The organism is Streptomyces sp. NPDC050674 (genome assembly GCF_040654575.1).
Classification (GTDB): domain Bacteria; phylum Actinomycetota; class Actinomycetes; order Streptomycetales; family Streptomycetaceae; genus Streptomyces.
In genome coordinates, this window is sequence record NZ_JBFAIG010000031.1 from 15,729 (window position 1) to 40,174 (window position 24,446).

The following is a 24,446-nucleotide window of genomic DNA, read 5'->3' on the forward strand; positions in this document are numbered from 1 at the left end:
GCGCGGGGAACTGCGCGACGAGCCACAAAACCACCGCACCCAACCGACGGCCGCGTCTGACAGGGGCGCGGGGAACTGCGCGACACACCACGACACCGCCGCACCCGACCGACGCCCCCGGCGGCACCCACCCCCACGGCCCTCCCAGCGGAGCGCTACGCCTCGAACGGACGCGCGGGCCACGGCGCCTGTGCCGGGCGCAGCGCGTCCAGGCCGTCACCCGACCGCGCGGCGACCAGCGACAGGACGCCCACCACGAGGCAGTTGTTGTGCAGCTCCCCGGCGAGCACGCCCCGCACGAGGTCCTCGACCGGCACCCGGTCGAGCTCCATGTCGGCCTCTTCCTCCTCCACCGCGAAGCGCTCGCCCTCGGCCTCGGACAGGTCGCGTGCGAGGAAGATCCGCACGGCCTCGTCGCAGCCGCCGGGGGTCGTGTAGACGTCGGTCAGCACCCGCCAGTCCTCGGCCTTGACGTGCGCCTCCTCGTACAGCTCGCGCTGCGCGGCGTGCAACGGGTTCTCGCCGGGTACGTCGAGCAGTCCGGCCGGGATCTCCCACAGCTTGTGGCGCACGGGGTGGCGGTACTGGCGCAGGACCAGGACGCGGTCGGCCTCGTCGAGGGCGAGGACGGCCACGGAGCCCGGGTGGACCTGGTAGTCACGGCCGACCACCGTGCCGTCGGGCATGACCACGTCGTCCGTGCGGACGGAGGTCTTGTTGCCCACGAAGGGGGTGTTCGTCGCCCGGACTTCCCACTCCTCGGGAGTGTCCTTGATCGTCATGCCTGTCCTTCCACGTGCCCTGCGCGATCTGCCGGAACGAAACCGGGGTGCACACCCTTTGAAGGGATGCACCCCGGCCACCGTACAACTGGTGTGTTACTTCGAAGTCTTCCTCTCGACCGCCGCCTTGACGAGACCGGCGAACAGCGGGTGCGGACGCGTCGGGCGCGAGCGCAGCTCCGGGTGCGCCTGCGTGGCGACCAGGTACGGGTGGACGTCGCGCGGGTACTCGACGTACTCGACGAGCTTGCCGTCCGGCGAGGTGCCGGAGAACAGGATGCCCGCCTGCTTCTCCAGCTCGGCGCGGTAGGCGTTGTTCACCTCGTAGCGGTGCCGGTGGCGCTCCTCGACGTACTCCTTGCCGTCGTACACCTCGCGCACGATCGAGCCCTCGGCCAGCTTCGCCGGGTACATGCCCAGCCGCATGGTGCCGCCCATGTCACCCTCACCGGCAACGATGTCCATCTGCTCGGCCATGGTGGAGATGACCGGGTGGCCGGTGGCGGGGTCGAACTCGGTGGAGTTGGCGTCGGCGATGTCGGCCAGGTTGCGCGCGGCCTCGATCACGATGCATTGCAGGCCCAGGCAGAGGCCGAGCAGCGGCACCTTGTTCTCGCGGGCGTAGCGGATCGCGCCGACCTTGCCGTTCACCCCGCGCTCGCCGAAGCCGCCGGGGATGCAGATGCCGTCGACGTCGCCGAGCTGGGCGGCGGCACCGGCCGGGGTCTTGCAGTCGTCGGAGGTGACCCACTTGATCTTGACGCGGGCCCGGTTGGCGAAGCCGCCGGCGCGCAGGGCCTCGGTGACCGACAGGTAGGCGTCGGGCAGGTCGATGTACTTGCCGACCAGGGCGAGGGTGATCTCGTGGTCGGGGTTGTGGACGCGGTCGAGCAGGTCGTCCCAGGTCGTCCAGTCCACGTCGCGGAACGGCAGGTCCAGCTTGCGGACGACGTAGGCGTCCAGGCCCTCGCCGTGCACGGTCTTGGGGATGTCGTAGATCGAGCGGGCGTCGGGGCAGGCGACCACGGCGGCCTCGTCGACGTCGCACATCAGCGAGATCTTCCGCTTGATCGCGGTGGGCACCTCACGGTCGCAGCGCAGCACGATCGCGTCCGGCTGGATACCGATGTTGCGCAGGGCCGCGACCGAGTGCTGGGTCGGCTTCGTCTTCAGCTCGCCCGAGGGGCCGATGTACGGCAGGAGCGAGATGTGGACGACGAAGACGTTGTCACGGCCGACCTCGTGCCGGACCTGGCGGACGGTCTCCAGGAACGGCAGCGACTCGATGTCGCCGACCGTGCCGCCGACCTCGGTGATCACGACGTCGACCTCGTCCGTCGCCATGCGGCGGATGCGGTGCTTGATCTCGTTGGTGATGTGCGGGATGACCTGCACGGTGTCACCGAGGTACTCGCCGCGCCGCTCCTTGGCGATCACCGTGTTGTACACCTGGCCGGTGGTCACGTTGGCGGAGCCGTCGAGGTCACGGTCGAGGAAGCGCTCGTAGTGGCCGATGTCCAGGTCGGTCTCGGCGCCGTCGTTGGTGACGAACACCTCACCGTGCTGGAAGGGGTTCATCGTGCCGGGGTCGACGTTGAGGTACGGGTCGAGCTTCTGCATCACGACGCGCAGGCCCCGGGCCTTGAGCAGCATGCCGAGGCTGGAGGCCGTCAGGCCCTTGCCGAGCGAGGAGGCGACACCCCCGGTGACGAAGATGTGCTTGGTCGTCGTGGAATTGGGCATGGCCAAGAGGGGGCTCCCGTGGTCGCGATCTGGAGGTGCGGTTCGGGGGCCAGACGCCCACCGGTCCACGGGCTACCAGCGTATCAGCGCCGCGGGGCGATGGCTTCCGGCCACGCTCCGCACACATCCCGACACGGAGCCGGTCACCCGCACCGGTCTCTCACCCGTTGCTCACTCGTTCGGCGTACCCGCCTTGCCGCGACCGGCACCCGGAACATCCGCGTGCGTCGTATCCTGCTCGGACACTCGCTGCCGAGCCCGTCCGGCCCAACGGCACCACCCCCCGCCCGTAAGCACCGGAACAACGTGAGCTCGTCAGTTCGTTGAGCAACAATTGGCGCTTTGCGTCACGGCTGAGTGAACTGTTTTGCTTCATCGCTCAACGACGCATTGCAAGACCTGCTGAAACCCCCTTGACCGCACTAGCGACAGCCCCCTCGTGGGGTGACGTGGCCGTTCGACTGGAGTTGCACGTGGCCGGGCGCATCGAAGACTACGCACTCATCGGAGACATGCAGACCGCTGCCCTGGTCTGCCGAGACGGGACGGTCGACTGGCTGTGCCTGCCCCGCTTCGACTCGCACGCCATCTTCGCCGGCCTGCTGGGCACCGAGGAACACGGCTTCTGGCGGCTCGGGCCCGCGCACGCCTCCGATCAGCAGCCGCCCACCGCGGCGCGGCGCAGCTACCGGGGCGATTCGCTGATCCTGGAGTCCGAGTGGGACACCCAGCGGGGCACGGTCCGGGTGACCGACTTCATGCCGCCGCGTGACGGCGCCCCGCAGCTGATCCGGATCGTGGAGGGCGTCTCGGGCCGGGTTCCGATGCGCTCGGCGCTCAGGATGCGGTTCTCCTACGGGCGGGTGGTGCCGTGGGTGCACAAGCACGAGGGGCGCACGGTGGCGGTCGCCGGCCCCGACTCCGTGTGGTTCGACACATCCGCCGAGACCTACGGCAAGTCGCTCACGACGTACGCGGACTTCACGGTCGCGCCGGGTGACCGGATCGCGTTCACGATCTCCTGGCAGCCCTCGCACAAGGAGCCGCCGCCGCTGCCCGAGCCGGAGCAGTCGCTGGAGGCGACGGAGGACTTCTGGCGCGAGTGGGTGGACCACTGTACGTACCACGGCCCCTACCGGGAGGCCGTGATCCGCTCGCTGATCACGCTGAAGGCCCTGACGTACGCCCCGACCGGCGGCATCGTCGCCGCGCCGACCACCTCCCTGCCGGAGGACATCGGCGGCGTCCGCAACTGGGACTACCGCTACACCTGGCTGCGCGACGCGGCGATCACGCTGTCCTCGCTGCTGCGCACCGGCTACCGCGAGGAGGCCCGCGCCTGGCGCGAATGGCTGCTGCGCGCCGTGGCGGGCGACCCGGAGAACCTCCAGATCATGTACGGCATCGCCGGCGAGCGCGAGCTGGGCGAGGCGGAGCTGGACTGGCTGCCGGGCTACGAGAACTCCGGCCCGGTCCGGGTCGGCAACGGCGCGGCCCACCAGCTCCAGCTGGACGTGTACGGCGAGGTCACCGAGGCCCTGCACCTGGCCCACATGACGGGCCTCGCCCGCAACGACTACGCCGCGCTGCTCCAGCTGAAGCTGATCCGCTACCTGGAGGACCACTGGCAGGACCCGGACGAGGGCATCTGGGAGGTGCGCGGCCCGCGCCGCCACTTCGTGCACTCCAAGGTGATGGCCTGGGTCGCGGTCGACCGCACGATCAAGCTGATCGAGTCGGGCGACGCGGACGGCCCGCTGGAGCGCTGGAAGGAACTGCGCGAGGACATCCATCGGGACGTGTGCGAGAAGGGGTACGACAAGGAGCGCAACACCTTCACGCAGTCCTACGGCTCCAAGGAGCTGGACGCCTCCCTGCTGCTGATCCCGCAGGTGGGCTTCCTGCCGCCCGACGACAAGCGGGTCATCGGCACGATCGAGGCGATCCAGCGGGAGCTGTCCACGCCGGACGGCTTCATCCTGCGCTACCCGACCTCGGGCGGCGACGAAGGCGTCGACGGTCTGCCCGGTGACGAGGGCGCGTTCCTGGCCTGCTCGTTCTGGATGGCCGACGACCTGGCGATGATCGGCCGCGTGGACGAGGCCCGCCGGCTGTTCGAGAAGCTGCTGTCCCTGCGCAACGACCTCGGTCTGCTGGCCGAGGAGTGGGACCCGCGCCTGCAGCGCCAGGTGGGCAACTTCCCGCAGGCGTTCAGCCATGTGCCGCTCATCGACACGGCCCTGCGGCTGACGGCCTCGGGCGCCTACGGCGGCTGAGCGGACGGGCGGGGCTGTAGGTCTCCAGTCCCCGTGACCAATAGGACACGGGGATGGAAATCCTCCTCTCCAGGGCAGAGGGCGCGTATGGACATTCGGCAGCTGGAGTACTTCCTCGCGATTGTCGATCGCGGGGGGTTCAACCGTGCGGCGTCGGCCCTGTACGTGTCCCAGCCGTCGCTGTCGCAGGCCGTGCGGGCCCTGGAGCGTGATCTCGGCTCCGAGCTGTTCCATCGCATCGGGCGCAGGGCCGTGCTGACGGAGGCGGGAAGGGCGCTGATCGAGCCCGCCCGGGAGGCCGTGCGGAGTCTTGAGACGGCGCGTGCGAGTGTCGCGGCGGTGCACGAGCTGCGTGAGGGGCGCCTGGATGTGGCGTCGATGCCATCGCAGGCGGTGGAGCCGCTGACGAGCTTGGTGAGTGCCTTCAGCCGCCGATATCCCGGTGTCTCCGTGACGATCAATGCGGCGTTCACGTCGCGTGAGGTGATCGACATGGTGCGCACGGGCGCGGTGGAGCTGGGGCTCTTGGCGTCCGCCGGTTCTCCTTCCGACCAGGAGGTCGTCTCCTATGCGCTGGGGCGGCAGCGTTTTGTGCTGGTGGTGCCGGCCGACGGTCCGTTCGCCGGACGGACGGCGGTGGAGTACCGGGAGCTCGCGGGGCAACGGCTGATCGTCGGGCAGCCGGGTACCGGGATGCGGGCCTACGTCGACGCGCTGGGCGAGCAGGGCATCGAGTTCACCGTCGCGGTCGAGACCGAGCACCGGGTGTCGCTGATGCCCCTGGTACTGGCCGGGGTCGGGCTCGCGGTGGTCACGGACTCCTGGCGGGACCTCGCCGAGCGGCTGGGCGCCCGCGTGCTGGACATCGAGCCGGAGAGCACCTTGGACATCGCCCTCGTCGCCCGCCGCGGCATCCTGTCGCCCGCGGCCTCGGCGTTCGTCGCGGCCGCGACCTCGGCCGCCGACAGCTGATAGGTACGGCTTATAAGGGAGATCCGCTTTCCGTCTTGGACGCCCTGCGGACCGCCCTGCTGCAATCGTCCGCATGACGAAGAACCACCGCATTGCCCTGATCCCGGGCGACGGCATCGGCGCCGAGGTACTGCCTCCGGCACAGCAGGTGCTCGATGTCGTCGGCCGCCGCCACGGTTTCGGCCTGTCCTACACGTCGTACGACTGGTCGTGCGAACGGTACCTGCGGGAGGGCGCCATGATGCCCGCCGACGGAATCGACCAGCTGCGCGACAAGGACGCGATCCTGCTGGGCGCGGTGGGATACCCGGGGGTGCCCGACCACGTCTCGCTGTGGGGGCTGCTGATCCCGATCCGGCGCGAATTCCGCCAGTACGTCAACCTCCGGCCCATCCGTGTCTTCGAAGGCATCGACAGTCCGGTGCGCGGCGCGCGGCCGGGCGAGGTCGATGTCGTCGTCGTGCGCGAGAACACGGAAGGCGAGTACAGCGAGGTCGGCGGCCGGCTCAACAGGGGCTTCCCCGACGAGATCGCCGTGCAGGAGGCCGTGTTCACCCGGGCCGGCGTCTCACGCGTGCTGGACTACGCCTTCACGCTCGCCTCCCGGCGCGGCGGCCGCCTGACCTCCGCGACCAAGTCGAACGGCATCGTGCACACCATGCCGTTCTGGGACCAGCTCGTCACCGAGCGGGCCGCCTCGTTCCCGCAGGTCGCCTGGGACCAGGAGCACATCGACGCGCTCGCGGCCAAGTTCGTCCTCGAGCCGGCCCGTTTCGACGTCGTCGTCGCCTCCAACCTCTTCGGCGACATCCTCAGCGACCTCGCGGCGGCCGTCGCCGGATCCATCGGCATCGCTCCGGCGGCCAACCTCAACCCCGAGCGGGACTTCCCCTCGATGTTCGAGCCGGTGCACGGCTCCGCACCCGACATCGCCGGCAAGGGCATCGCCAACCCGCTGGGCGCGATCTGGTCAGCGGCCATGATGCTCGACCACCTCGGCCATCCCGCCGCGGCCAAGGACGTCACGGACGCGATCGCCTCGATCCTGGCCAAGACCGACATCCGCACCCGTGACCTGGGCGGAACGGCGACCACCGCCGAGTTCACCGACCAGCTGATCGAACTGCTCTGAGTCATCTCCCCCTGCGTCGAGGCGACACAGGTGATTGACCTGCATCTTTCCCGAGCTGATCGTGAACGCCACCCAGCGGGACACAACCGGAAGAGAGGAGCGACCTCATGAGCATCCCGAAGCGCGTCGCCGTGATCGGCGCCGGCAGCATGGGCAGCCAGGCCATGTGGCGACTGGCCGCCCGGGGAGCCGAGGTCATCGGCTACGACCGGTACGCGCCGGGTCACGACCGCGGCGCGGCCGGGGGCGAGAGCCGCATCTTCCGCGCCGCCCACCTCGGCGAACCCGGGTACATCCCGCTGCTGCGGCTCGCGGACGAGCTGTGGGAGCAGCTCCAGGCGGAGACGGGCCGGTCGCTGCGACGCCGCAGCGGCAGCCTGGTGATGGGAGAGACCGCCTCACCGTCCATGCGACTCCTCCTCTCCACCAGCGCCGCCCAGGGGCTGGATCACGAGGTACTGGACCGGGAGGAACTCGCCCGCCGCTACCCCCAGCACCGGCTCCCGGACGGGCACACCGCCGTACTCGACCGGTTGGGCGCCGTCATCCGGCCGGAGGCGTCGATCCAGGCCGCCGCCGCGCGTGCCGAGCAGCTGGGTGCCCGGCTGCGCCGCTACACCCCGGTGCGGGAGGTCGTCCCCGCGGCCGGTGGCGGGGTGAACGTCGTCACCGACCACGGCACGGACCACGTGGACGCCGCCGTGGTGAGTGTGGGCCCCTGGATCAACACACTGCTCGCGGACCTGCCGCAGACCGTCGACGTCCGCCGGGTGGTCTGCTCCTGGCACCTGCCCACCCGCCACGACTGGTTCGCGGGCGGTGCCCCTCCCTTCGTGCGCGCCACACCTCACGACTGCTTCGGAATCCCGTCGCCCGACGGCATCTCCGTCAAGCTGGGTCTGTCCTTCAAATACCATGCGCCGGTGCCCGAGCCCGAACGGCTCGACCGTACCGTCCGCCCCGAGGAACTCGGCATCTTCCGCGAGCTCATCGGTGAACTCATGCCCGACCTGAACCCCGACCCCATCAGGATGTCGGCCTACATGGAGGGCTACACCAAGTCCGGAAACCCGCTCGTCGGCCGGCTGCCCGGCGAGGACGACATCATCGTCATGGCCGGATTCTCCGGCAGCGGCTTCAAGCTCTCGCCCGCCATGGGAGAGATCGCCGCCGACCTGGCGCTCGACGGCACCACCGACCACCCCGTCGACTTCCTCGCTCCGGCACGAGTCGACGCCACCTGACCCGGGAGTTCCGCGGCTACCGCTACGACCGTCAAGGCAGCCCCGGACGCCGGCAAGCGGCTCGCCGACGGCGTGCGCAGCTGGGGCCCGCACGCTGATGTGGGGCGGGGTGCGTCAGCCGGGCCTGAGGGCCGTGAGCGTGCGCTCCCCCGCGGGGTCGCCTGCGGTGGCCGGGACCAGGGCTATCTCGTCGAGTCCGGCCTCGGCATAGGCGGCGATGCGGGCGCGGACGGTGTCCGTGTCGCCGACGAGGGCGACCGTGCCCGCGGCCTCGGGCGGCAGCGCCTGGAGCAGGGTGTCCGCGTCGGCGCCCTTGGCGGCCAGCTCGACGACCTCGGCGAATCCGGCGTCGATGAACATGTCGCAGTAGCCCGGCACGGCGAGGTAGCCGACGACGCTGCGCAGCACCTGCCGGAGCGACTCCGGCCCGGGGTCGACGGCGGCGGGCAGCCAGGCGGCCAGCCGTGGCGGCGTTCGGCCCGCCTTCTCGGCGGCGGTGAGCATCCGGGCCCGCAGCATGCGCACCTGCTCGGGCGAGACGAGGTCGAGCAGCATCCGGTCCGCGTGGGCGACGGCCGCGGCGACGGCCCGCTCTCCGAACGCGGCGACGGTGACCGGGCCGCCGGGCGGCGGCAGCCGGCGCGGGAAGGAGCTGCCGGGCACGATCGGCTCGCCGGGCACGCTGTGCATCAGCGCCCGCACGGCCGCCGCCGACTCCGCGAGGGCCGCGGCGGGCCGGGTGCGCGGCCGGCCGTGCACGCCCTCGACGACCCGCTTGCTCGACGTGCCCAGGGCCACGCCGACGGACCGGCCGGTGACGGCAGCCGCGGAGGCGGCGCCCCTGACGATGGTGAGCGGGTCGCGCACCGACACCGGCACCGGCCCGGCGGTCAGCGCGACCCGCTCGGTGGCCGCCCCGATCGCCGCCGCCAGCACGAACGAGTCCCACGTCGGTCCCTCGCCCGCCCACACCTCCCGGTACCCGAGCCGGTCGGCGAGCACCGCGACCCGCATCGGCTCCTCGACCGGAGTGTCGTCCTCCCGACCCACCGCGACCACGCTCATGTCCATAAGGGCGCCCGTACCCGGTCGGTCACCGGGTATTCCGGTGCGTGATCGGCCCGTTGTCCCGCCCGGAGATGTCCGTCAGGCGTCCGCGCGGGTAGCGTCCGGCACATGGACAGCGGGACGGACAGCGGTTACGACACCCCGGGCGCCGGGATCACCGTGCGGCGGGCGCTGGAGCTGCCGGGGCTGCGCAGCGGGCTGCCCGAGGTGCTGGCGGGCGCCGAGCGGCTCGGGCGGACCGTGCGCTGGGTGCACGCCGGAGAGGTGCCGCACATCGCCTCACTGCTCAAGGGCGGCGAACTCCTGCTGACCACCGGCTACGGTCTCGGCACCCGCCCCGCCGAGCAGCGGGCCTTCGTGCGCACCCTGGCCGAGCGCGGTATCGCGGCCCTGGTCGTGGAGCTGGGCCCGCGCTTCACCCGGCTGCCCGCGGCCCTCGTCGACACGGCCCGTACGGCCGGACTGCCCCTGGTCCAGCTGCACCGCGAGGTGGCGTTCGTCACGGTCACCGAGGAGGTCCACACCGAGATCGTCAACGGCCACTACGCCCTGCTCCAGCGGGCCGAGGAGGTGCACCGGCGGTGTACACAGGCCGTGCTGGGCGGTGGCGGGGTGCCGCAGGTCCTGGGCATTCTGGCGGACTTCGCCGGCAATCCCGTGTTCCTGGAGACGGCCGACGGGCAGCTGCTGTACGCGGCCGGAGCCGGTCCCGAGGGCACGGACCCGCTCCAGGTGTGGGAGGGGCTGCGGGGCCAGCGCCAGGAGGAGCCGCCGCTCGCGGGGTCGGTCCTGGTGGACGTGCCGGGCGGTGGGCCGGGCAGCGGGGGCGTGCGGGCCCGGCTGGTGGTGCTGCCGGTGCGGACCCCTCCGGCCGCGGTGCACCGGATGGCGACCGAGCGGGCCGCGGGCATCCTGGCCGTGGTGCTGATGCAGGCCCGCCAGGAGGAGGAACTGGCCGCGCGTGGGCGCGGTGACTTCCTCACCGACCTCGCCGAGGGGCGGATCGAGGCCGAGGACGCCCCGGCGCAGGCACGCGTGCTGGGCTTCCGGCCGGGCGGGGGGCCGCTGCTGCCGGTGGTCATGCGGCTCGGGGACGTCCTGTCCCCGGACGGGGGAGGCTGGGCCGTGCCGGCCCGGGCGATCTCGGAGGAGCTGGCGTCGGTGGGGGTGCCGGTGCTGCTGGGGGTGCGGCCGGTGGAGGGCCGGGTGCTGGTGCTGCTCGGCCTGCGGGAGGAGACGGACCGGGAGTCGGTCGCGGACCGGGTCGCGGCGGCCCTGCGGGCGGGTGCGAGCCGGGCCGGTATGCCGCGGCCGGGCGGGCAGCCCCCGGTGGTGGTCGTCGGGACGGCCGGGGGCTGGACGGCGGTGGCCTCGGGCCTGCGGCACGCGGCCGAGACGGCCACGGCGGCCCAGGGGCTGCCGGACCGGCCCTGGTACGACGCCCGCCGGCTCGACATCGACCTGCTGCTGTGGCGGCTGCGCGACCATCCGGATCTGGCGGCCTTCGTCGACCGTGCCCTCGGCCCGCTCCTCGCGCACGACCGCCGTTCCCGGCCGCCGCTGCTGCCCACGCTGACGACGTACCTCGCCCACGCGGGACGCAAGGCGGAGACGGCCCGGGAGCTGCACCTGAACCGGCAGACCCTGTACAACCGCCTGGCCCGCATCGGGGAGTTGCTGGGCACGGACCTCGACGACCCGCAGACGGTCCTGGCCCTGAGCCTGGCTTTGCGGGCCCGCCGACACGTCCCGTAGGGACCGCTACGGCAGGGGCCGGGGCTGGGTCAACTCGTCGTACACGCTGAGCACTTGGGCGACCGTCTCGTCCTCGGTCGGCCAGGTGGCGGCCTGCCGGGCGCCCTTGGCCGCCAGCAGGTCGCGGCGCTCCTGGTCGCCGAGCAGTCCCACGACGGCGTCGGCGAGGGCCTTCGCGTCCCCGTACGGGACGAGTTCGGCCGCGTCCCCGACCAGTTCGGGGATGCCGCCGACCCGGGTAGCGACCAGCGGCACGCGCGCGTGGAGGGCCTCCTGGGCGAGCACCGAGCGGGCCTCCCAGCGACTCGGCAGCAGGGCGAGGTCGGCGGCGGCGAGCAGATCGGTGATGTCGTCGCGCCGCCCGAGGAGCCGGACGGGCAGCCCCTCCTCCTCGATCCGTCCCTGGAGCTCACCACGCAGCGGGCCTTCCCCGGCGATCACGACCAGGGGCACGGGGTCGAGCCGGCGCCACACGCGCGCGGCGTCCAGCAGCACGTCGTAGCCGCGGTGCCGGTCCAGGGAGCCGACGGCCATCAGCAACGGCCTGCCGATGGCGCCGAGCTCGGCGCGCACCTTGGGCCGCAGCCGGTCCGGGTCGTCGGGCTCCGGGGGCCTGCGGCGGCCGGGCAGCGCGACGGCCGCGAGCCGGGCGTCCCGCGCCCCCGTGAGCCGGGCCCGGTCCACGAGCGCCGAGGTGGTGCCCAGCACCACGGTGGACGCCTTCACGACCCTGCGCTCCAGCACCCGCAGCATGTGGGCCCGCGCACCGTCGGCGTGTGCCCGGTCGTGCCACGTCACGACCAGGGGGGTGCGCACGCGCCGTCCGCCGAGGGCGAGCACGGTGCGGAAGGAGGCGTGCAGCCCGTGTGCGTGCACCAGATCGGCGTTGGCGCAGGCCGCCCTCAGGGCCGCCACCGACACCGGGTCGCTGCTGCGCGGAATGTGCACGTGGTCCGCCCCGGCACCGGTGAAGTCATAGGAGCGATCGGCCTCGTAGGGGGCGCACACCGTCACTTTCACGCCCCGTGCGACGAGCCCCGCGGCCAGCGAGCGCACATGCGCGCTGCTGGTGGCATTGCCTCCGCCCAGCACCTGCACGGTACGCAGCGGCGACTGGCCATGCGGTGAGTGGCTGCTCACGGGGGTCACGTGGCCGGGCTCCTGGGTCGGGTCGGACGGTCACGACGCGGTCTCGCCCGCGTACTCCGCCAAGGATGCCAGGCCCTGCGGGGGTTCCGGGAACGCCGCGACCCCCGCGACGCGACGGCGGGGCGCGGCACCGGGGTGACACGCTCCGCCAGCGTCACCCACACGAGTGAACTTGGGCGGCCGGCCCGGCCTCTGCCGACACCCCGGCCGGTGCGCCGCCCCGGACAGAACAGCTAGCCGTCCGCCCGGGCCGTCGCCAGCAGCTCCTCCGCGTGTGCCCGCGCCGTCTCGGAGTCCTCCTGGCCGGCGAGCATGCGCGACAGCTCACGGACCCGGTCCTCGCCTTCGAGGACCTTGACCCCGGAGCGGGTCACGGACCCGTCGCTGGTCTTCTCCACCAGCAGCTGCCGGTCGGCGAAGGCGGCCACCTGCGGCAGGTGCGTCACCACCACGACCTGCGCGTTCTTCGCCAGCCGCGCGAGCCGCCGGCCGATCTCGACCGCGGCCTTGCCGCCGACCCCGGCGTCGACCTCGTCGAAGAGGTACGTCGGCACCGGATCCGTCCCGGCGAACACGACCTCCACGGCCAGCATCACCCGCGACAGCTCACCGCCGGAGGCGCCCTTGGCGATGGGCCGGGGCGGCGCGCCCGGATGCGGGGCCAGCAGCAGCTCGACCTCGTCGGCGCCCGCGGGACCGTAGGCCACCGGACGCCCGCCGACCTCGACGCCGTCGGGGTCGTCCGTCTGCCGGATGTCGAAGGACACCCGCGCGTGCGGCATGGCGAGCGAGGCGAGCTCGGCGGTCACGGCGGCCGCGAACCGTTCGGCGGCCTCCGTCCGGGCGTCCGTCAAGGCCTGGGCGAGCCCGCCCAGTTCGGCCCGCAGCGCGTCCCGTTCGGCGGTCAGCTCCCCGATCCGCTCGTCGTCACCGTCGAGTTCGGTGAGCCGGGCGGCACTCTGCTCGGCCCAGGCCAGCACGGCGGCGATGTCCTCGCCGTACTTCCGGGTCAGCCCGGTGAGCGCGGCCCGCCGCTCCTCGACGGCCGACAGCCGCAGCGGATCGGCGTCCAGGTCGTCGGCGTACCCGGCCAGGTCCCCGGCCGCGTCGCGCAGCAGGATCCCGATCTCCCCGATGCGGTCGGCGAGCGCGGCCAGTGCCGGATCGTGCGTCCGTACGGCGTCCAGGGCCCGCTGGGCGCCCGCGACGAGGGTTCCGGCGTCGACGCCCTCCGGGTCCTCGGGGTTGCCCGCGAGGGCGGCGTGCGCGGCCGCGGCGGCGGACGCCAGCGCCTCGGCGTGCCCGAGCCGCTCGGCCTCCTCGGCCAGCTCCACGTCCTCACCGGCGCGGGGTTCGACGGCCGCGATCTCGTCGAGTCCAAAGCGCAGCAGGTCGGCCTCCTGGGCCCGCTCGCGCGCCCGGGTGGTGATCTCGTCGAGCTCGGCCGAGACGGCCCGCAGCCGCTTGTACGCCTCGCCGTACTTGGCCAGCGGCCCGGCGACCGCGTCACCCGCGTACCGGTCGAGCGCCTGCCGCTGCCGGGACAGCTTGAGCAGCCCCTGCTGGTCCGTCTGCCCGTGCACGGCCACCAGCTCGTCGGCGAGCTCGGCCAGCACGCCCACGGGCACGCTGCGCCCGCCCAGGTGCGCCCGTGAGCGCCCCTCGGCGGAAACGGTACGGCTGATCAGCAGGGCCCCGTCGTCGAGCTCGGCCCCGGCCTCCTCGGCACGCACCGCGGCCGTGGCGTCACGGGGCACGGTGATGCGCCCCTCGACGACCGCCTTGCCGGCCCCGATCCGCACGAGCGCCGGGTCGGCCCGCCCGCCCAGCAGCAACCCCAGGCTGGTGACCACCATGGTCTTGCCCGCACCCGTCTCACCGGTGACCGCGGTGAACCCGGGCGACAGCTCGACCACGGCGTCGTCGATCACGCCCAGGGACCGTATCCGCATCTCCTCCAACACGGACACGACCTTACGAGGTCCGGGCCAGGGATTGCGACTGGCCTGCCCTTGTCACCCACGAGAGTGGCGGAGCCCTGTTTTTCTCAGGGGCCACCCCCCACAGCCCGCTAGTGAGGAGCCCCCCGCCACCCGGAGACGGGCAGCGCGAACTTCGCCACCAGCCGGTCGGTGAACGAAGCGTGATGCAGCCGGGCCAGCCGAACCGGCACAGCCCCCCGGCGCACCTCCACCCGCGCACCCGGCGGCAACTCCACCGTCCGCCGCCCGTCGCACCACAGCACACCCGGCGGAATGTGCGGCAGCACCTCCACGGCCAGCACCGAATCCGGCGAGGTCACCAGCGGCTTGGCGAACAGCGCGTGCGCGGAGATCGGCACCATCAGCAGCGCCTCCACCTCCGGCCACACCACCGGCCCGCCCGCCGAGAAGGCGTACGCCGTCGACCCGGTGGGCGTCGCGCACACGATCCCGTCGCAGCCGAACCCCGTCACCGGCCGCCCGTCGATCTCCAGGACGACCTCCAGCATCCGCTCGGCGGACACCTTCTGCACGGCCGCCTCGTTCAGCGCCCAGTCGGTGTGCACGATGTCCCCGTTGCGGTGCACGACGACGTCGACGGTCATCCGCTCCTCGACCTCGTACGCCTTGCTCACCACCCGGTCGACGACCTTGTCGAGGTCGTCCCGCTCGGCCTCCGCGAGGAAGCCGACCCGCCCGAGGTTGACGCCGAGCATCGGCACGCCCGACGCCCGGGCGAACTCGGCGCCGCGCAGCAGCGTGCCGTCGCCGCCCAGGACGATGAGCAGCTCGCACCCGTCCAGGCACTGCGGAGTGGCCTCCCTGACCAGCTCCACCTCAGCCGGAAGCGGCAGATCGCGCGCCTCGGCCTCCAGGACGCGCACCCCGAGGCCGGAGCGCAGCAGCCCCTTCACGACGAGCTCGGCACTGCGCACGGCCGCGGGCCGCCCGGTGTGGGCGAGCAGGAAAACAGTACGAGCTCGGTTCTCGGTCAACGCGGCCCCTCCGCCACTGCACGGTCAACGTCGGCCGGGTCCAGTTCCGGTGCCCCGGCCCGCAGCCACAAGAAGTATTCGACATTCCCCGACGGCCCGGGCAGCGGACTGGCCGTCACGCCCTTCACCCCGAGCCCCAGCCCCCAGGCCTTCTCGGCCACCCCCCGTACCGCTTCGGCCCGCAGCTGGGTGCTGCGCACCACTCCCCCGCTGCCGAGGCGCTCCTTGCCCACCTCGAACTGCGGCTTGACCATCATCACCAGGTCGGCGTCCGGCCTCACGCACCGCACCAAGGCGGGCAGGACCAGCCCGAGCGGGATGAAGGACAGATCCCCCACGACAAGATCCACAGGCTCCCCATCGATCGCTTCAAGCGTCAACTCGCGTACGTTCGTACGGTCCTTGACGGTGACGCGTTCATCCTGCTGGAGAGACCAGGCGAGTTGGCCGTATCCGACGTCCACGGCGACGACATGGGCGGCGCCCGCCCGCAGCAGGACGTCGGTGAAACCGCCGGTGGAGGCGCCCGCGTCGAGCGCCCTGCGCCCCTCGACCGACAGCCCCTGCGGCCCGAACACCGCGAGCGCTCCGGCGAGCTTGTGACCGCCGCGCGAGACGTAGTCGGGATCGTTGTCGTCCTGGGCCACCACGATGGCCGCCGCCGTCTCCACCTGCGTGGCGGGTTTGGTCGCGACGGTCTTGCCGACGGAGACGCGCCCGGCGGCGATCAGCTGCCCGGCGTGCTCGCGCGACCGCGCGAGCTTCCGGCGGACCAGCTCCGCGTCCAGACGGCGGCGTGCGACTCCTGCCACGTTCGGTTCAGCTCCTGTGCTCGTACGGCCGCGGGGGCGCCGGAGGTCCCGGGCGTACGTCGAGCGCGGTCAGCGCGTCGCGCAACCCCCGGTGTACATCCTCGTACACCTCGATGTGCCCGTCGGTGGCGAGGTGGTCCGCGTCACCGAGCCGGTGCAGCGCCGCGTCCACACCGGCGTCACCGGTGGGGGTGCGGGGCACGTTCAGGGGGGCGGGGGCGGCGGGGTCGTACGCGGGCTCTTCCTCCGCCGCCGGCGGGATCTCGGGAACTGCGTCGTCCATGCCCCGACGCTACCGCGAACCGCTGCGGTACCGTCGACCGCGATGGCCACGATCGAGGAGTGCCGCAGCGCACTCGACAAGCTCTCGGACACCATGCAGCGCGCCGGAGGGGACGTCCGCGAGGCGGCCGCCCTGGACCGCTCGGTGAGCTGCCACATCACGGACCTGGACGTCACCTTCACCGGCCGGATGCGCGGCGGGCGGATCGAGGTGCACGACACCGTGCCCGGCCCGCCGCCCGGCACGGCCGAGATCAGACTCGCCATGACCGGCGACGACCTGGTCGCGCTGGTCGGCGGCGAGCTGCACTTCGCCAAGGCCTGGGGCTCGGGCCGGGTGAGGCTGCACGCGGGCGTGCGGGACCTGCTCCGGCTCAGGAAGCTTCTGTAGCCGCGGTCTTCCCGACCGTAGCCGCGGTCTTGCCGACCGCGTGCGCGGCGCGGGACGTGCGGGCCGCCGGCACGACCAGCGGTGTGCCCGTCTCCGGGTCGTCGATGACCTGGCAGCGCAGCCCGAAGACCTCCTCGACCAGTTCCGCCGTGACGATGTCCTTCGGTGCGCCCTCGGCGATGACCCGCCCCTCGCGCAGGGCGATGAGGTGGGTGGCGTAGCGGGCGGCGTGGTTCAGGTCGTGCAGCACGGCCACGAGGGTGCGCCCCTGCTCCTCGTGCAGCTCGGCGCACAGGTCCAGGACGTCGATCTGGTGCTGGATGTCCAGATAGGTCGTCGGCTCGTCGAGCAGCAGCAGCGGGGTCTGCTGGGCGAGGGCCATGGCGATCCACACGCGCTGGCGCTGGCCGCCCGAGAGCTCGTCGACGTAGCGGTCGGCGAGTTCGGCGACGCCGGTCTGCCGCATGGACTCCTGGACGACCCGCTCGTCCTCCGTGGACCACTGGCGCAGGATGCCCTGGTGCGGGTAGCGGCCGCGGCCGACGAGGTCGGCGACCGTGATGCCGTCGGGCGCGACCGAGGACTGGGGCAGCAGGCCGAGGGTCCGCGCGACCTTCTTCGCCGGCATCGACTGGATGACGTTCCCGTCCAGCAGGACCCGGCCCTGGCTCGGCTTGAGCATCCGCGACAGCGCCCGCAGCAGCGTCGACTTGCCGCAGGCGTTGGGGCCGACGATCACCGTGAACGACCGGTCGGGTATCTCCACCGACAGCTGCTCGGCGATGACCCGCTGGTCGTAGGCGAGGGTGACGTTCTCGGCGGACAGGCGGTTCACGGGGCTCCTTGGGTTGTTCAGTCCGCTGGTGGTGCTGTGCTCGGCGCTCGTGCCCGCCCTCATATCCGGCCCGCCCTGCGCTCGCTGACCAGCAGCCACAGCAGGTAGACCCCGCCGAGCACGCCGGTGACCACGCCCACGGGCAGTTGCTCGGCACCGAAGGCGCGCTGGGAGGCCCAGTCGGCGACGACCAGCAGGGCCGCGCCCATGCACAGCGAGGCGAGCAGGTTCGGCCCCGGCGCACGGGTCAGGCGCCGGGCCAGCTGCGGCGCGGTGAGCGCGACGAAGCTCACGGGACCGGCCGCGGCGGTGGCGGACGCGGTGAGCAGCACGGCCGCCACCATCAGCAGTAGCCGGACGCGCTCGACCCGCACACCGAGGGCGTACGAGACGTCGTCGCCCATCTCCATCATCCGCAGCCCCCGCGCGTTGACGAGGACGAGCGGCACCAGCACGGCGGTCAGCGCGAGCAGCGGCCACACCTGGTCCCAGTCCCGGCCGTCGAGGGAGCCGGTCATCCACACGACCGCGCGGGCCGCGTCCACGATGTCGGATTTGGTGAGCAGATAGCCGTTGAGGCCCGTGACGATCGCGGAGACGCCGATGCCCACCAGGACCAGCCGGTAGCCGTGCACCCCCCGCTTCCAGGCGAGCACGTAGATGGCGAGGCCGGTCACCAGGCCGCCCACCAGCGCCCCGGCGGCCACCTGGTTGGCGCTCCCGGAGGTCAGCACGATCACGACGAGCGCGCCGGCCGTGGCGCCCTGCCCGAGACCGAGCACGTCCGGACTGCCCAGCGGATTGCGGGAGATGGCCTGGAACAACGCGCCGCCGAGTCCGAGGGAGGCGCCGACCAGCAGACCGACCAGGACCCGTGGCAGCCGCAGCTCGGTGACGATGAACTCCTGGCCCGGGTTGCCCTGACCGACCAGCGTCCGCAGCACGTCGGCGGCCGGGATCGGAAAGTCGCCGGTGCCGATGAGTACGACACTCGCCGCGAGCGCCGCCGCCAGCAGCAGGAGCACGACGGTGACGGCCCGCAGGTCCAGGCGTATCGACAGCCGGCCGCTTCGCACGGTACGGCTGCCGGTCCGCACGCCACGGCCGGTGGTCGTCGCGCGGTGGGTGGTCTTCACAGCTGTGCCGTCCTCCGCCGCCGTACGAGAAAGATGAACACCGGTCCGCCGAGGACCGCGGTGACGATGCCCACCTGAAGCTCCGAGGGCCGCGCCACGATCCGCCCGAGCACATCGGCGCCGAGCAGCAGCACGGGCGACAGGATCGCCGCGTACGGCAGGATCCAGCGCAGGTCGGGCCCGGTGAAGGACCGCACGACGTGCGGCACCATCAGCCCGACGAACACGATCGGACCGCAGGCGGCGGTCGCCGCACCGCACAGCACGGTCGCGGCCAGCATGGACAGCGCCCGCGTGCGGTTGAGGTCGGCGCCGAGGGCCTTGGCGGTGTCGTCGCCCATGGCCATGGCGTTCAGCGGCCGGGCCAGGGCGAGGGCCAGGACCGTGCCGGTCAGCAGGAACGGCAGGACCTGCGTGATGGTCGAGTTCGTGGCCGAGGCCAGCGAACCGACCGTCCAGAACCGCATCTTGCCGAGCGCGGCCTCGTCCATGATCATCACGGCCTGGAGGTAGCCGTACAGCGCGGCGCTGATCGCCGTGCCGGCGAGCGCGAGGCGCACCGGCGTCGCACCCCGGCTGCCGCCGAGGAACCAGACCAGCGCCCCGACCGCCGCCGCGCCGAAGAACGCGAACCAGACGTAGCCGCTGAGCGAGGTGACCCCGAAGTACGTGATGGCCGTGACGACCGCGGCGGACGCGCCCGCGTTGATGCCGAGCAGTCCGGGGTCGGCCAGCGGATTGCGGGTGAGGGCCTGCAGGACCGCCCCGGACAGGCCGAGGGCGGCACCGGCGAGCAGTCCGAGCACGGTCCGCGACAGCCGCTCCGCGACGACGACGTCCCCGTAGGTCTCCGCGTCCTCGAACAGGCCGTGCCAGACCTGCCCGAGGGACAGCTCTTTCGCACCGATCGCGATACTCGCCAGCGCGACGAGCACCAGGATCGCGACGGACAGGAGCAGCCCAATGGCTCGTACCGTCCGTCGGGTTGAGGGCGCGGGGGCGGTCTCCGCGCGCTGTTCGGGGGGACTCTCGACCAACACGTGGTTAGGTTAGCCTACCCTCGCATACGCCCGAGATCCGGCGTCCCGGGTGCCCACCGCGCCCCCGACACCCCCACCAAATGCTCAGACACCCAGTCGTGCCAGCGCCTTCCCCCCGTCCAGCTCGCACACACCCTCACCGGCGGTCGTCCACGCCACGGCGCACAGCGCGCGCAGCCCGTCCACGGCCTCGCCCTCCCCGTCCAGCTCCAGCCGGTCCGCACCGGCCTTCGCCGTCCAGCCACCGCACCGGAAGCCACCCTCGCTCACCTCGGCGACCTCCGGCTGGCCGCGGAGCATCCCGCGCAGATCGGCGTCCACATACGTCGGCCGGTGCTGCGGCGGCGCCGCCAGCAACTGCGCGCCGTCCGTGACACCCGTCAGGACGAGCAGCGAGTCCACCTCGCCGTTGAACGCGCCCTCGATGTCCGTGTCCAGCCGGTCCCCCACCACCAGCGGTCGCTGCGCGCCGGTGCGCAGGATGGTCTCCCGGTGCATCGGAGGCAACGGCTTGCCCGCGACCTGCGGCTCGGCGCCCGTGGCGATCCGCACGACCTCCACCGCGGCCCCGTTGCCCGGAGCGATGCCGCGACCGCTGGGAATCGTCAGATCGGTGTTGGAGGCGAACCACGGCACGCCCCGCGCCACCGCGTAGGAGGCCTCGGCGAACCGGCCCCACGGCAGGTCGGGCCCGCCGAACCCCTGCACCACCGCCGCCGGATCGTCGTCGGCCGACTCCACGGGCACGAGCCCCCGCTCGCGCAACGCGACGCGCAGCCCCTCACCGCCGATCACCAGCACCCGGGCGCCGCGCGGCACCTGCTCACTGATCAGCCGCGCGACCGCCTGCGCCGAGGTGATGACATCGTCCGCGCCCGTGGGTATGCCGAGCTCCGTCAGATGCCCGGCTACGGTGTCCGGGGTCCGCAGCGCGTTGTTCGTCACGTACGCCAGGCGCATGCCGCCCTCCCGGGCCGTGGCCAGCGACTCGACCGCGTGCGCGATCGCGCTCCCGCCCGCGTACACGACGCCGTCCAGATCGAGCAGCGCCGTGTCGTACGCCTCGCTCAGGGCCTGCCCACTGGCCTCGGGCCTTGTCCTGACGCTCCGGCTCATCCCGCATCGCTCCTCGTTCGACGGCTTTCCCCCGATCATCCCCCATGCCACCGACAGCCGTACGATGCCCTGATGAAGACAGCAGGTCACTCGGAGGCAACGACGCACCGAGGCCTGGAACTCACCCCGTTCCGAGGCCTTCGTTACGACCCCGACCGGGTCGGCAGCCTTGCCGCCGTCACATCTCCGCCCTACGACGTCGTGGTGCGCCCCGACGGCCTGCACCACCTCGAATCGGCGGACCCGCACAACATCGTCCGCCTGATCCTCCCCCAGGCCGCCACGCCCAGCGCCCGCAATGAACGCGCCGCCGACACCCTGCGCCGCTGGCTGTCCGAAGGCGTCCTGACGACCGACCCGGAACCGGGCCTCTACGTCTACGAACAGCAGGACGGCAGCGGCATGCTGCAACGGGGCGTCATCGGCGCCCTGCGCGTGTCGGACCCCGCCGAGCAGGTGGTGCTGCCGCACGAGGACGTCATGCCGCACATCGTCGCCGACCGCGCGGCCCTCATGCGCGCCACCTCCGCGAACCTCGAACCCCTCCTCCTCACCTACCGGGGCGACGGTTCGACGACCGCCACGGCGGACCTGATCGAGCGCACCGCCGACCGGCCCCCGCTCCTCGCCACCACCACGGAGGACGGCTTCCGCCACCGCCTGTGGTCGGTCACCGACCCCGACGACCTGGCGACGATCCAGCGCGACCTCGGCCGGCACCAGGCCCTCATCGCCGACGGCCACCACCGCTGGGCGACCTACCGCCGCCTCCGCACGGAGCACCCCTCGCCCAGCCCCTGGGACCACGGCCTGGTCCTGCTGGTCGACACGGCCCGCTATCCCCTCCGGGTCCGCGCCATCCACCGCCTCCTGCACGATCTGCCGGTCGGCGACGCCGTGGCCGCCCTGGAGGGCCACTTCCGCGTGCGCCGCCTCGACGTCCCGCTGGCCGAGGCCCTGGAGACCCTGGCGGACGCGGCCTGCGCCGGCAACGCGTTCCTGCTGGCCGGCGACGGCGCCTTCCACCTCGCCGACCGCCCGGATCCGGACCTGCTGGCCCGCACCATCCCGGCCGACCGCCCCGCCGCCTGGCGCACCCTGGACGCGACGGTCCTGCACGCCACGCTCCTCGAACACGTCTGGCACATCCCCGAGGACTCCCCCGCCCACATCGCCTACATCCACGACACGGCCGCCACGGTCGAGAAGGCCGAACGCGACGGCGGCACGGCCGTGCTGATGCACCCGGTCCGCGAGGAGGTCGTCCGCGAACTGGCCCGCCAGGGCGTGACGATGCCCCGCAAGTCGACCTCGTTCGGCCCGAAACCGGCGACGGGCCTGGTGCTTCGCGCGCTGGACCTCTGACAGCGGAAAGGGGCGGGTCCCGAGGCCTCATGGCCTCGGGACCCGCCCCCTTTGCGCGGACGTCAGTCCTTGTCGTGCTCGCTCTCGACCGTGTCCCCGTCGTCGTCCTGGTCCGCGTGCGGCGCGGCCGGAACCTCGTCGGCCTCAGCCTCGTCCTCGGTCTCGTCCTCGACCAGGGCGTCGACGAACTCCACGCCGTCCAGCTCGGCGAGCCGGTCCGAAGCGTCGGTGCTGCCGTCGCGGTCGGCCTCGACGGCCTTGGCGAACCACTCGCGCGCCTCGGTCTCCCGCCCGGCCGCGAGCAGCGCGTCGGCGTACGCGTACCGCAGTCGCGCGGTCCACGGCTGGACCGAGTTCGCGGCCAGCTCCGGGCTCTGCAGCGTCACGATGGCCGCGTCGAGCTGCCCCATGTCCCGCCGCGCACCGGCCACGACGAGACGCATCTCGACCTGCCCGGCCTTGTCGAGCTTGTTGACCTCGGGAGCGCCGGCCATGTCCAGGGCCTTCTCCGGGCGCCCGAGCCCACGCTCGCAGTCGGCCATGACGGGCCACAGGTCGATGTTCCCGGTCATCCGCTTGGCGGCCCGGAACTCGGCCAGCGCCTCGCCGTACTTCTGGGTGGCGTACGCGGCGAACCCGGCGGCCTCCCGTACGGCGGCGACGCGCGACGCCAGCCGCAGCGCGACCCTGGAGTAGCCGTACGCGCCCTCGGGGTCCTCGTCGAGGAGCCGCGCGACCATCACCAGGTTCCTGGCGACGTCTTCCGCGAGCGTCTTGGGCAGGCTCTGCAACTCCTGCCGCACGTCCTTGTCGATCTCGTCGCCCGTGACGTCCTCGGGGATCGGCAGCCGCTTGATCGGCTCCCTGTCCCGCTCACGCTCCTCACGGAACCGGCCCTCGCCACCACGGCGGTCGTCCCGGCCGCGGAAGCCACCGCGGTCGCCGTCACGCCGGTCGCCGTCGCGCCGGTAGCCACGGTCACCCCGGTCGTCACGCCGGGGGCCACGCGCACTGCGGTCGTCACGGCGGTCGTCCCGGCCGCGGAAGCCACCACGGTCGCCGCGGTCGCCCCGGTTGTCGTCGCGGCGGAATTCGCCGCGGTCGCTGCGGGGCCCGTCCTCACGCCGGAAAGCGGGACGCCCGCCTCGGCCGGCGTCGTCACGCCGGAAGCCGCCGCGCTCCCCGCGGTCGTCTCCGCGGCGGTCGTCTCCGCGGCGATCATCCCGACGGTCGTCGCGTCGGTCATCGCGGCCCCGGAAACCACCACGGTCGTCACGCCGGAAGCCACCCCGGTCACCGTCGCGGCCTCGGTCGTCGCCACGGAATCCACGGTCGCGGTTGTCGTCACGGCGGAAGCCGCCACGGTCCCGGTCGTCGCGACGGGGGAACCCACCGCGGTCGCCCTCATGCCGTTCGCCACGCCGGTCGTCACGCCGGTCGTCCCGGCGATCGTCACGCCGGAAGGCGGGACGCTCGCCCCGGTTGTCCCGATCGTCACGGCGGAAGGCGGGGCGCTCCCCGCGGTTGTCCCGATCGTCACGCCGGAAGGCGGGGCGCTCCCCGCGGTTGTCCCGATCGTCACGCCGGAACGGCGGGCGCTCACCACGGCTGTCGTCCCGACGGAACCCACCGCGATCACGATCGTCCCTACGGGGTCCACGGTCACGGTCGTCCCGCCGACCGAAGCCACCACCACGGTTGTCACGGCTGTCGTCACGACGGAAGCCGCCGCGCTCGCCGCCGCGCTCGCCGCCGCGGTTGTCCCGGTCATCGCGCCGGAAGGCGGGGCGCTCCCCGCGGTTGTCCCGATCGTCACGCCGGAACGGCGGGCGCTCACCACGGCTGTCGTCCCGACGGAACCCACCGCGATCACGATCGTCCCTACGGGGTCCACGGTCACGGTCGTCCCGCCGACCGAAGCCACCACCACGGTTGTCACGGCTGTCGTCACGACGGAAGCCACCACGGTCACCGCGGTCGCCTTCACGACGCCCAAAACTGCCACGGTCGTTGCCGCCACGGTCGTTGTCGCGGCGGAAGCCTCCACGGTCCCCGCGATCTCCGCGCTGACCGCCGCGGTCGTTCCGGTCGCTCCGGTCCCCCTCCCGTCGCCGCTGGTCGCGCTCCGGTCGGTCCTCGGGAGAGTTGGTGGACATGGTGACTCCTGTCTTCGGTACCGCAAGTCATTCTCGCGCAGCCGGGTACCCGGCGCGCACTGCAAAAACAAAAAGGACCCCTGGTCCCAGCTGAACGCTGGGACCAGGGGTCCTTCCAAAGATTGTTCGGCGGCGTCCTACTCTCCCACAGGGTCCCCCCTGCAGTACCATCGGCGCTGTAAGGCTTAGCTTCCGGGTTCGGAATGTAACCGGGC

The 24,446-nt window shown here is 72.7% G+C and carries 20 protein-coding genes, 1 rRNA gene and 1 pseudogene; 7 read left to right on the forward strand and 15 right to left on the reverse strand.

What is annotated here, in order from left to right; all coding sequences use genetic code 11:
- Positions 1 to 155: 155 nt before the first annotated feature.
- Both AB0I06_RS33090 and AB0I06_RS33095 read right to left on the reverse strand, forming a co-directional pair.
- Positions 156 to 782 carry an NUDIX hydrolase gene (locus AB0I06_RS33090; protein ID WP_363122563.1) on the reverse strand — a complete coding sequence of 209 codons (627 nt, stop codon included), beginning with the start codon at positions 780 to 782 and terminating at the stop codon, positions 156 to 158.
- Between the two features lie 96 nt (positions 783 to 878).
- A complete protein-coding gene (locus tag AB0I06_RS33095) occupies positions 879 to 2,525 on the reverse strand; it encodes a CTP synthase (RefSeq protein WP_363122564.1) in 1,647 nt (548 codons plus the stop codon).
- Positions 2,526 to 2,998: 473 nt separating this feature from the next.
- Between AB0I06_RS33095 and AB0I06_RS33100 the strand changes: the two genes are divergently transcribed.
- The 4 genes from AB0I06_RS33100 (at position 2,999) to solA (ending at position 8,149) form a co-directional block, all read left to right on the forward strand.
- Positions 2,999 to 4,801: a glycoside hydrolase family 15 protein gene (locus tag AB0I06_RS33100; RefSeq protein ID WP_363122580.1), complete on the forward strand. Its 1,803-nt coding sequence runs from the start codon at positions 2,999 to 3,001 to the stop codon at positions 4,799 to 4,801.
- A gap of 87 nt (positions 4,802 to 4,888) precedes the next feature.
- Entirely contained in the window at positions 4,889 to 5,773 is an 885-nt protein-coding gene (locus tag AB0I06_RS33105; RefSeq protein WP_363122565.1) for a LysR family transcriptional regulator, read from the forward strand.
- Between the two features lie 73 nt (positions 5,774 to 5,846).
- Positions 5,847 to 6,905, forward strand: a complete 1,059-nt coding sequence (locus AB0I06_RS33110; protein WP_363122566.1) for a tartrate dehydrogenase — start codon at positions 5,847 to 5,849, stop codon at positions 6,903 to 6,905.
- Between the two features lie 107 nt (positions 6,906 to 7,012).
- On the forward strand, positions 7,013 to 8,149 hold the full coding sequence (gene solA, locus AB0I06_RS33115; protein WP_363122567.1) for an N-methyl-L-tryptophan oxidase: 1,137 nt from the start codon (positions 7,013 to 7,015) through the stop codon (positions 8,147 to 8,149).
- A 114-nt stretch (positions 8,150 to 8,263) separates the two neighbouring features.
- Here the strand turns inward: solA and AB0I06_RS33120 are convergent, their stop codons facing one another.
- Positions 8,264 to 9,220, reverse strand: coding sequence for an LLM class F420-dependent oxidoreductase (locus tag AB0I06_RS33120; RefSeq protein WP_363122568.1), 957 nt, complete (start codon positions 9,218 to 9,220; stop codon positions 8,264 to 8,266).
- Positions 9,221 to 9,325: 105 nt separating this feature from the next.
- Here AB0I06_RS33120 and AB0I06_RS33125 point away from each other — a divergent pair, with 105 nt between their 5' ends.
- Positions 9,326 to 10,972 (forward strand): PucR family transcriptional regulator ligand-binding domain-containing protein, encoded by a 1,647-nt coding sequence (locus tag AB0I06_RS33125; protein WP_363122569.1) that lies wholly within the window; start codon positions 9,326 to 9,328, stop codon positions 10,970 to 10,972.
- A 6-nt stretch (positions 10,973 to 10,978) separates the two neighbouring features.
- Here the strand turns inward: AB0I06_RS33125 and AB0I06_RS33130 are convergent, their stop codons facing one another.
- From AB0I06_RS33130 to AB0I06_RS33150, 5 genes are all read right to left on the reverse strand, one after another.
- Positions 10,979 to 12,121, reverse strand: coding sequence for a glycosyltransferase family 4 protein (locus tag AB0I06_RS33130; RefSeq protein ID WP_363122570.1), 1,143 nt, complete (start codon positions 12,119 to 12,121; stop codon positions 10,979 to 10,981).
- A 233-nt stretch (positions 12,122 to 12,354) separates the two neighbouring features.
- A complete protein-coding gene (recN, locus tag AB0I06_RS33135; RefSeq protein ID WP_363122571.1) occupies positions 12,355 to 14,073 on the reverse strand; it encodes a DNA repair protein RecN in 1,719 nt (572 codons plus the stop codon).
- A gap of 119 nt (positions 14,074 to 14,192) precedes the next feature.
- Positions 14,193 to 15,098, reverse strand: a complete 906-nt coding sequence (locus AB0I06_RS33140; RefSeq protein WP_363122572.1) for an NAD kinase — start codon at positions 15,096 to 15,098, stop codon at positions 14,193 to 14,195.
- A complete protein-coding gene (locus tag AB0I06_RS33145; protein ID WP_363122573.1) occupies positions 15,095 to 15,910 on the reverse strand; it encodes a TlyA family RNA methyltransferase in 816 nt (271 codons plus the stop codon). The genes AB0I06_RS33140 and AB0I06_RS33145 overlap by 4 nt, the downstream gene beginning before the upstream one ends.
- A gap of 7 nt (positions 15,911 to 15,917) precedes the next feature.
- Positions 15,918 to 16,193: a hypothetical protein gene (locus AB0I06_RS33150; protein ID WP_363122574.1), complete on the reverse strand. Its 276-nt coding sequence runs from the start codon at positions 16,191 to 16,193 to the stop codon at positions 15,918 to 15,920.
- Positions 16,194 to 16,235: 42 nt separating this feature from the next.
- Between AB0I06_RS33150 and AB0I06_RS33155 the strand changes: the two genes are divergently transcribed.
- Positions 16,236 to 16,583 carry a sterol-binding protein gene (locus AB0I06_RS33155; RefSeq protein WP_363122575.1) on the forward strand — a complete coding sequence of 116 codons (348 nt, stop codon included), beginning with the start codon at positions 16,236 to 16,238 and terminating at the stop codon, positions 16,581 to 16,583.
- Here the strand turns inward: AB0I06_RS33155 and AB0I06_RS33160 are convergent.
- The 4 genes from AB0I06_RS33160 to AB0I06_RS33175 all read right to left on the reverse strand — a co-directional run bounded on the left by AB0I06_RS33160 (position 16,567) and on the right by AB0I06_RS33175 (position 20,710).
- Positions 16,567 to 17,481 (reverse strand): ABC transporter ATP-binding protein, encoded by a 915-nt coding sequence (locus tag AB0I06_RS33160; RefSeq protein WP_363122576.1) that lies wholly within the window; start codon positions 17,479 to 17,481, stop codon positions 16,567 to 16,569. The two genes, AB0I06_RS33155 and AB0I06_RS33160, sit on opposite strands and share 17 nt — an antisense overlap.
- Entirely contained in the window at positions 17,478 to 18,515 is a 1,038-nt protein-coding gene (locus AB0I06_RS33165) for an iron chelate uptake ABC transporter family permease subunit (RefSeq protein ID WP_363122581.1), read from the reverse strand. Before AB0I06_RS33165 ends, AB0I06_RS33160 begins: the two co-directional genes overlap by 4 nt.
- 35 nt (positions 18,516 to 18,550) lie before the next feature.
- The gene (locus AB0I06_RS33170) at positions 18,551 to 19,594 is read right to left on the reverse strand and encodes an iron chelate uptake ABC transporter family permease subunit (protein ID WP_363122577.1); all 1,044 of its coding nucleotides are present in this window, start codon (positions 19,592 to 19,594) and stop codon (positions 18,551 to 18,553) included.
- A gap of 84 nt (positions 19,595 to 19,678) precedes the next feature.
- Positions 19,679 to 20,710 (reverse strand): HAD hydrolase-like protein, encoded by a 1,032-nt coding sequence (locus tag AB0I06_RS33175; RefSeq protein WP_363122578.1) that lies wholly within the window; start codon positions 20,708 to 20,710, stop codon positions 19,679 to 19,681.
- A gap of 72 nt (positions 20,711 to 20,782) precedes the next feature.
- On the opposite strand from AB0I06_RS33175, the gene AB0I06_RS33180 reads away from it, so the two are divergent.
- On the forward strand, positions 20,783 to 22,075 hold the full coding sequence (locus AB0I06_RS33180) for a DUF1015 domain-containing protein (protein ID WP_363122579.1): 1,293 nt from the start codon (positions 20,783 to 20,785) through the stop codon (positions 22,073 to 22,075).
- Between the two features lie 62 nt (positions 22,076 to 22,137).
- On the opposite strand, the gene AB0I06_RS33185 is transcribed toward AB0I06_RS33180, so the two are convergent.
- The 3 genes and pseudogenes from AB0I06_RS33185 to rrf all read right to left on the reverse strand — a co-directional run.
- Positions 22,138 to 22,923: a tetratricopeptide repeat protein gene (locus AB0I06_RS33185; RefSeq protein ID WP_363122582.1), complete on the reverse strand. Its 786-nt coding sequence runs from the start codon at positions 22,921 to 22,923 to the stop codon at positions 22,138 to 22,140.
- A 267-nt stretch (positions 22,924 to 23,190) separates the two neighbouring features.
- A pseudogene (locus AB0I06_RS33190) lies at positions 23,191 to 24,231 on the reverse strand (hypothetical protein); the annotation flags it as partial.
- Positions 24,232 to 24,355: 124 nt separating this feature from the next.
- Positions 24,356 to 24,446, reverse strand: a 5S ribosomal RNA gene (rrf, locus tag AB0I06_RS33195); the annotation flags it as partial.

What these genes read in the sequence shown, in the direction of transcription:
- solA (WP_363122567.1), top strand. Translation starts at nt 7,013, where the DNA reads ATGAGCATCCCGAAGCGCGTCGCCGTGATCGGCGCCGGCAGCATGGGC.
- AB0I06_RS33180 (WP_363122579.1), top strand. Translation starts at nt 20,783, where the DNA reads ATGAAGACAGCAGGTCACTCGGAGGCAACGACGCACCGAGGCCTGGAA.
- AB0I06_RS33150 (WP_363122574.1), bottom strand. Translation starts at nt 16,193, where the DNA reads ATGGACGACGCAGTTCCCGAGATCCCGCCGGCGGCGGAGGAAGAGCCC.
- AB0I06_RS33155 (WP_363122575.1), top strand. Translation starts at nt 16,236, where the DNA reads ATGGCCACGATCGAGGAGTGCCGCAGCGCACTCGACAAGCTCTCGGAC.
- AB0I06_RS33095 (WP_363122564.1), bottom strand. Translation starts at nt 2,525, where the DNA reads ATGCCCAATTCCACGACGACCAAGCACATCTTCGTCACCGGGGGTGTC.
- recN (WP_363122571.1), bottom strand. Translation starts at nt 14,073, where the DNA reads ATGCGGATACGGTCCCTGGGCGTGATCGACGACGCCGTGGTCGAGCTG.
- AB0I06_RS33125 (WP_363122569.1), top strand. Translation starts at nt 9,326, where the DNA reads ATGGACAGCGGGACGGACAGCGGTTACGACACCCCGGGCGCCGGGATC.
- AB0I06_RS33090 (WP_363122563.1), bottom strand. Translation starts at nt 782, where the DNA reads ATGACGATCAAGGACACTCCCGAGGAGTGGGAAGTCCGGGCGACGAAC.
- AB0I06_RS33175 (WP_363122578.1), bottom strand. Translation starts at nt 20,710, where the DNA reads ATGAGCCGGAGCGTCAGGACAAGGCCCGAGGCCAGTGGGCAGGCCCTG.
- AB0I06_RS33110 (WP_363122566.1), top strand. Translation starts at nt 5,847, where the DNA reads ATGACGAAGAACCACCGCATTGCCCTGATCCCGGGCGACGGCATCGGC.
- AB0I06_RS33160 (WP_363122576.1), bottom strand. Translation starts at nt 17,481, where the DNA reads ATGAGGGCGGGCACGAGCGCCGAGCACAGCACCACCAGCGGACTGAAC.
- AB0I06_RS33105 (WP_363122565.1), top strand. Translation starts at nt 4,889, where the DNA reads ATGGACATTCGGCAGCTGGAGTACTTCCTCGCGATTGTCGATCGCGGG.
- AB0I06_RS33120 (WP_363122568.1), bottom strand. Translation starts at nt 9,220, where the DNA reads ATGGACATGAGCGTGGTCGCGGTGGGTCGGGAGGACGACACTCCGGTC.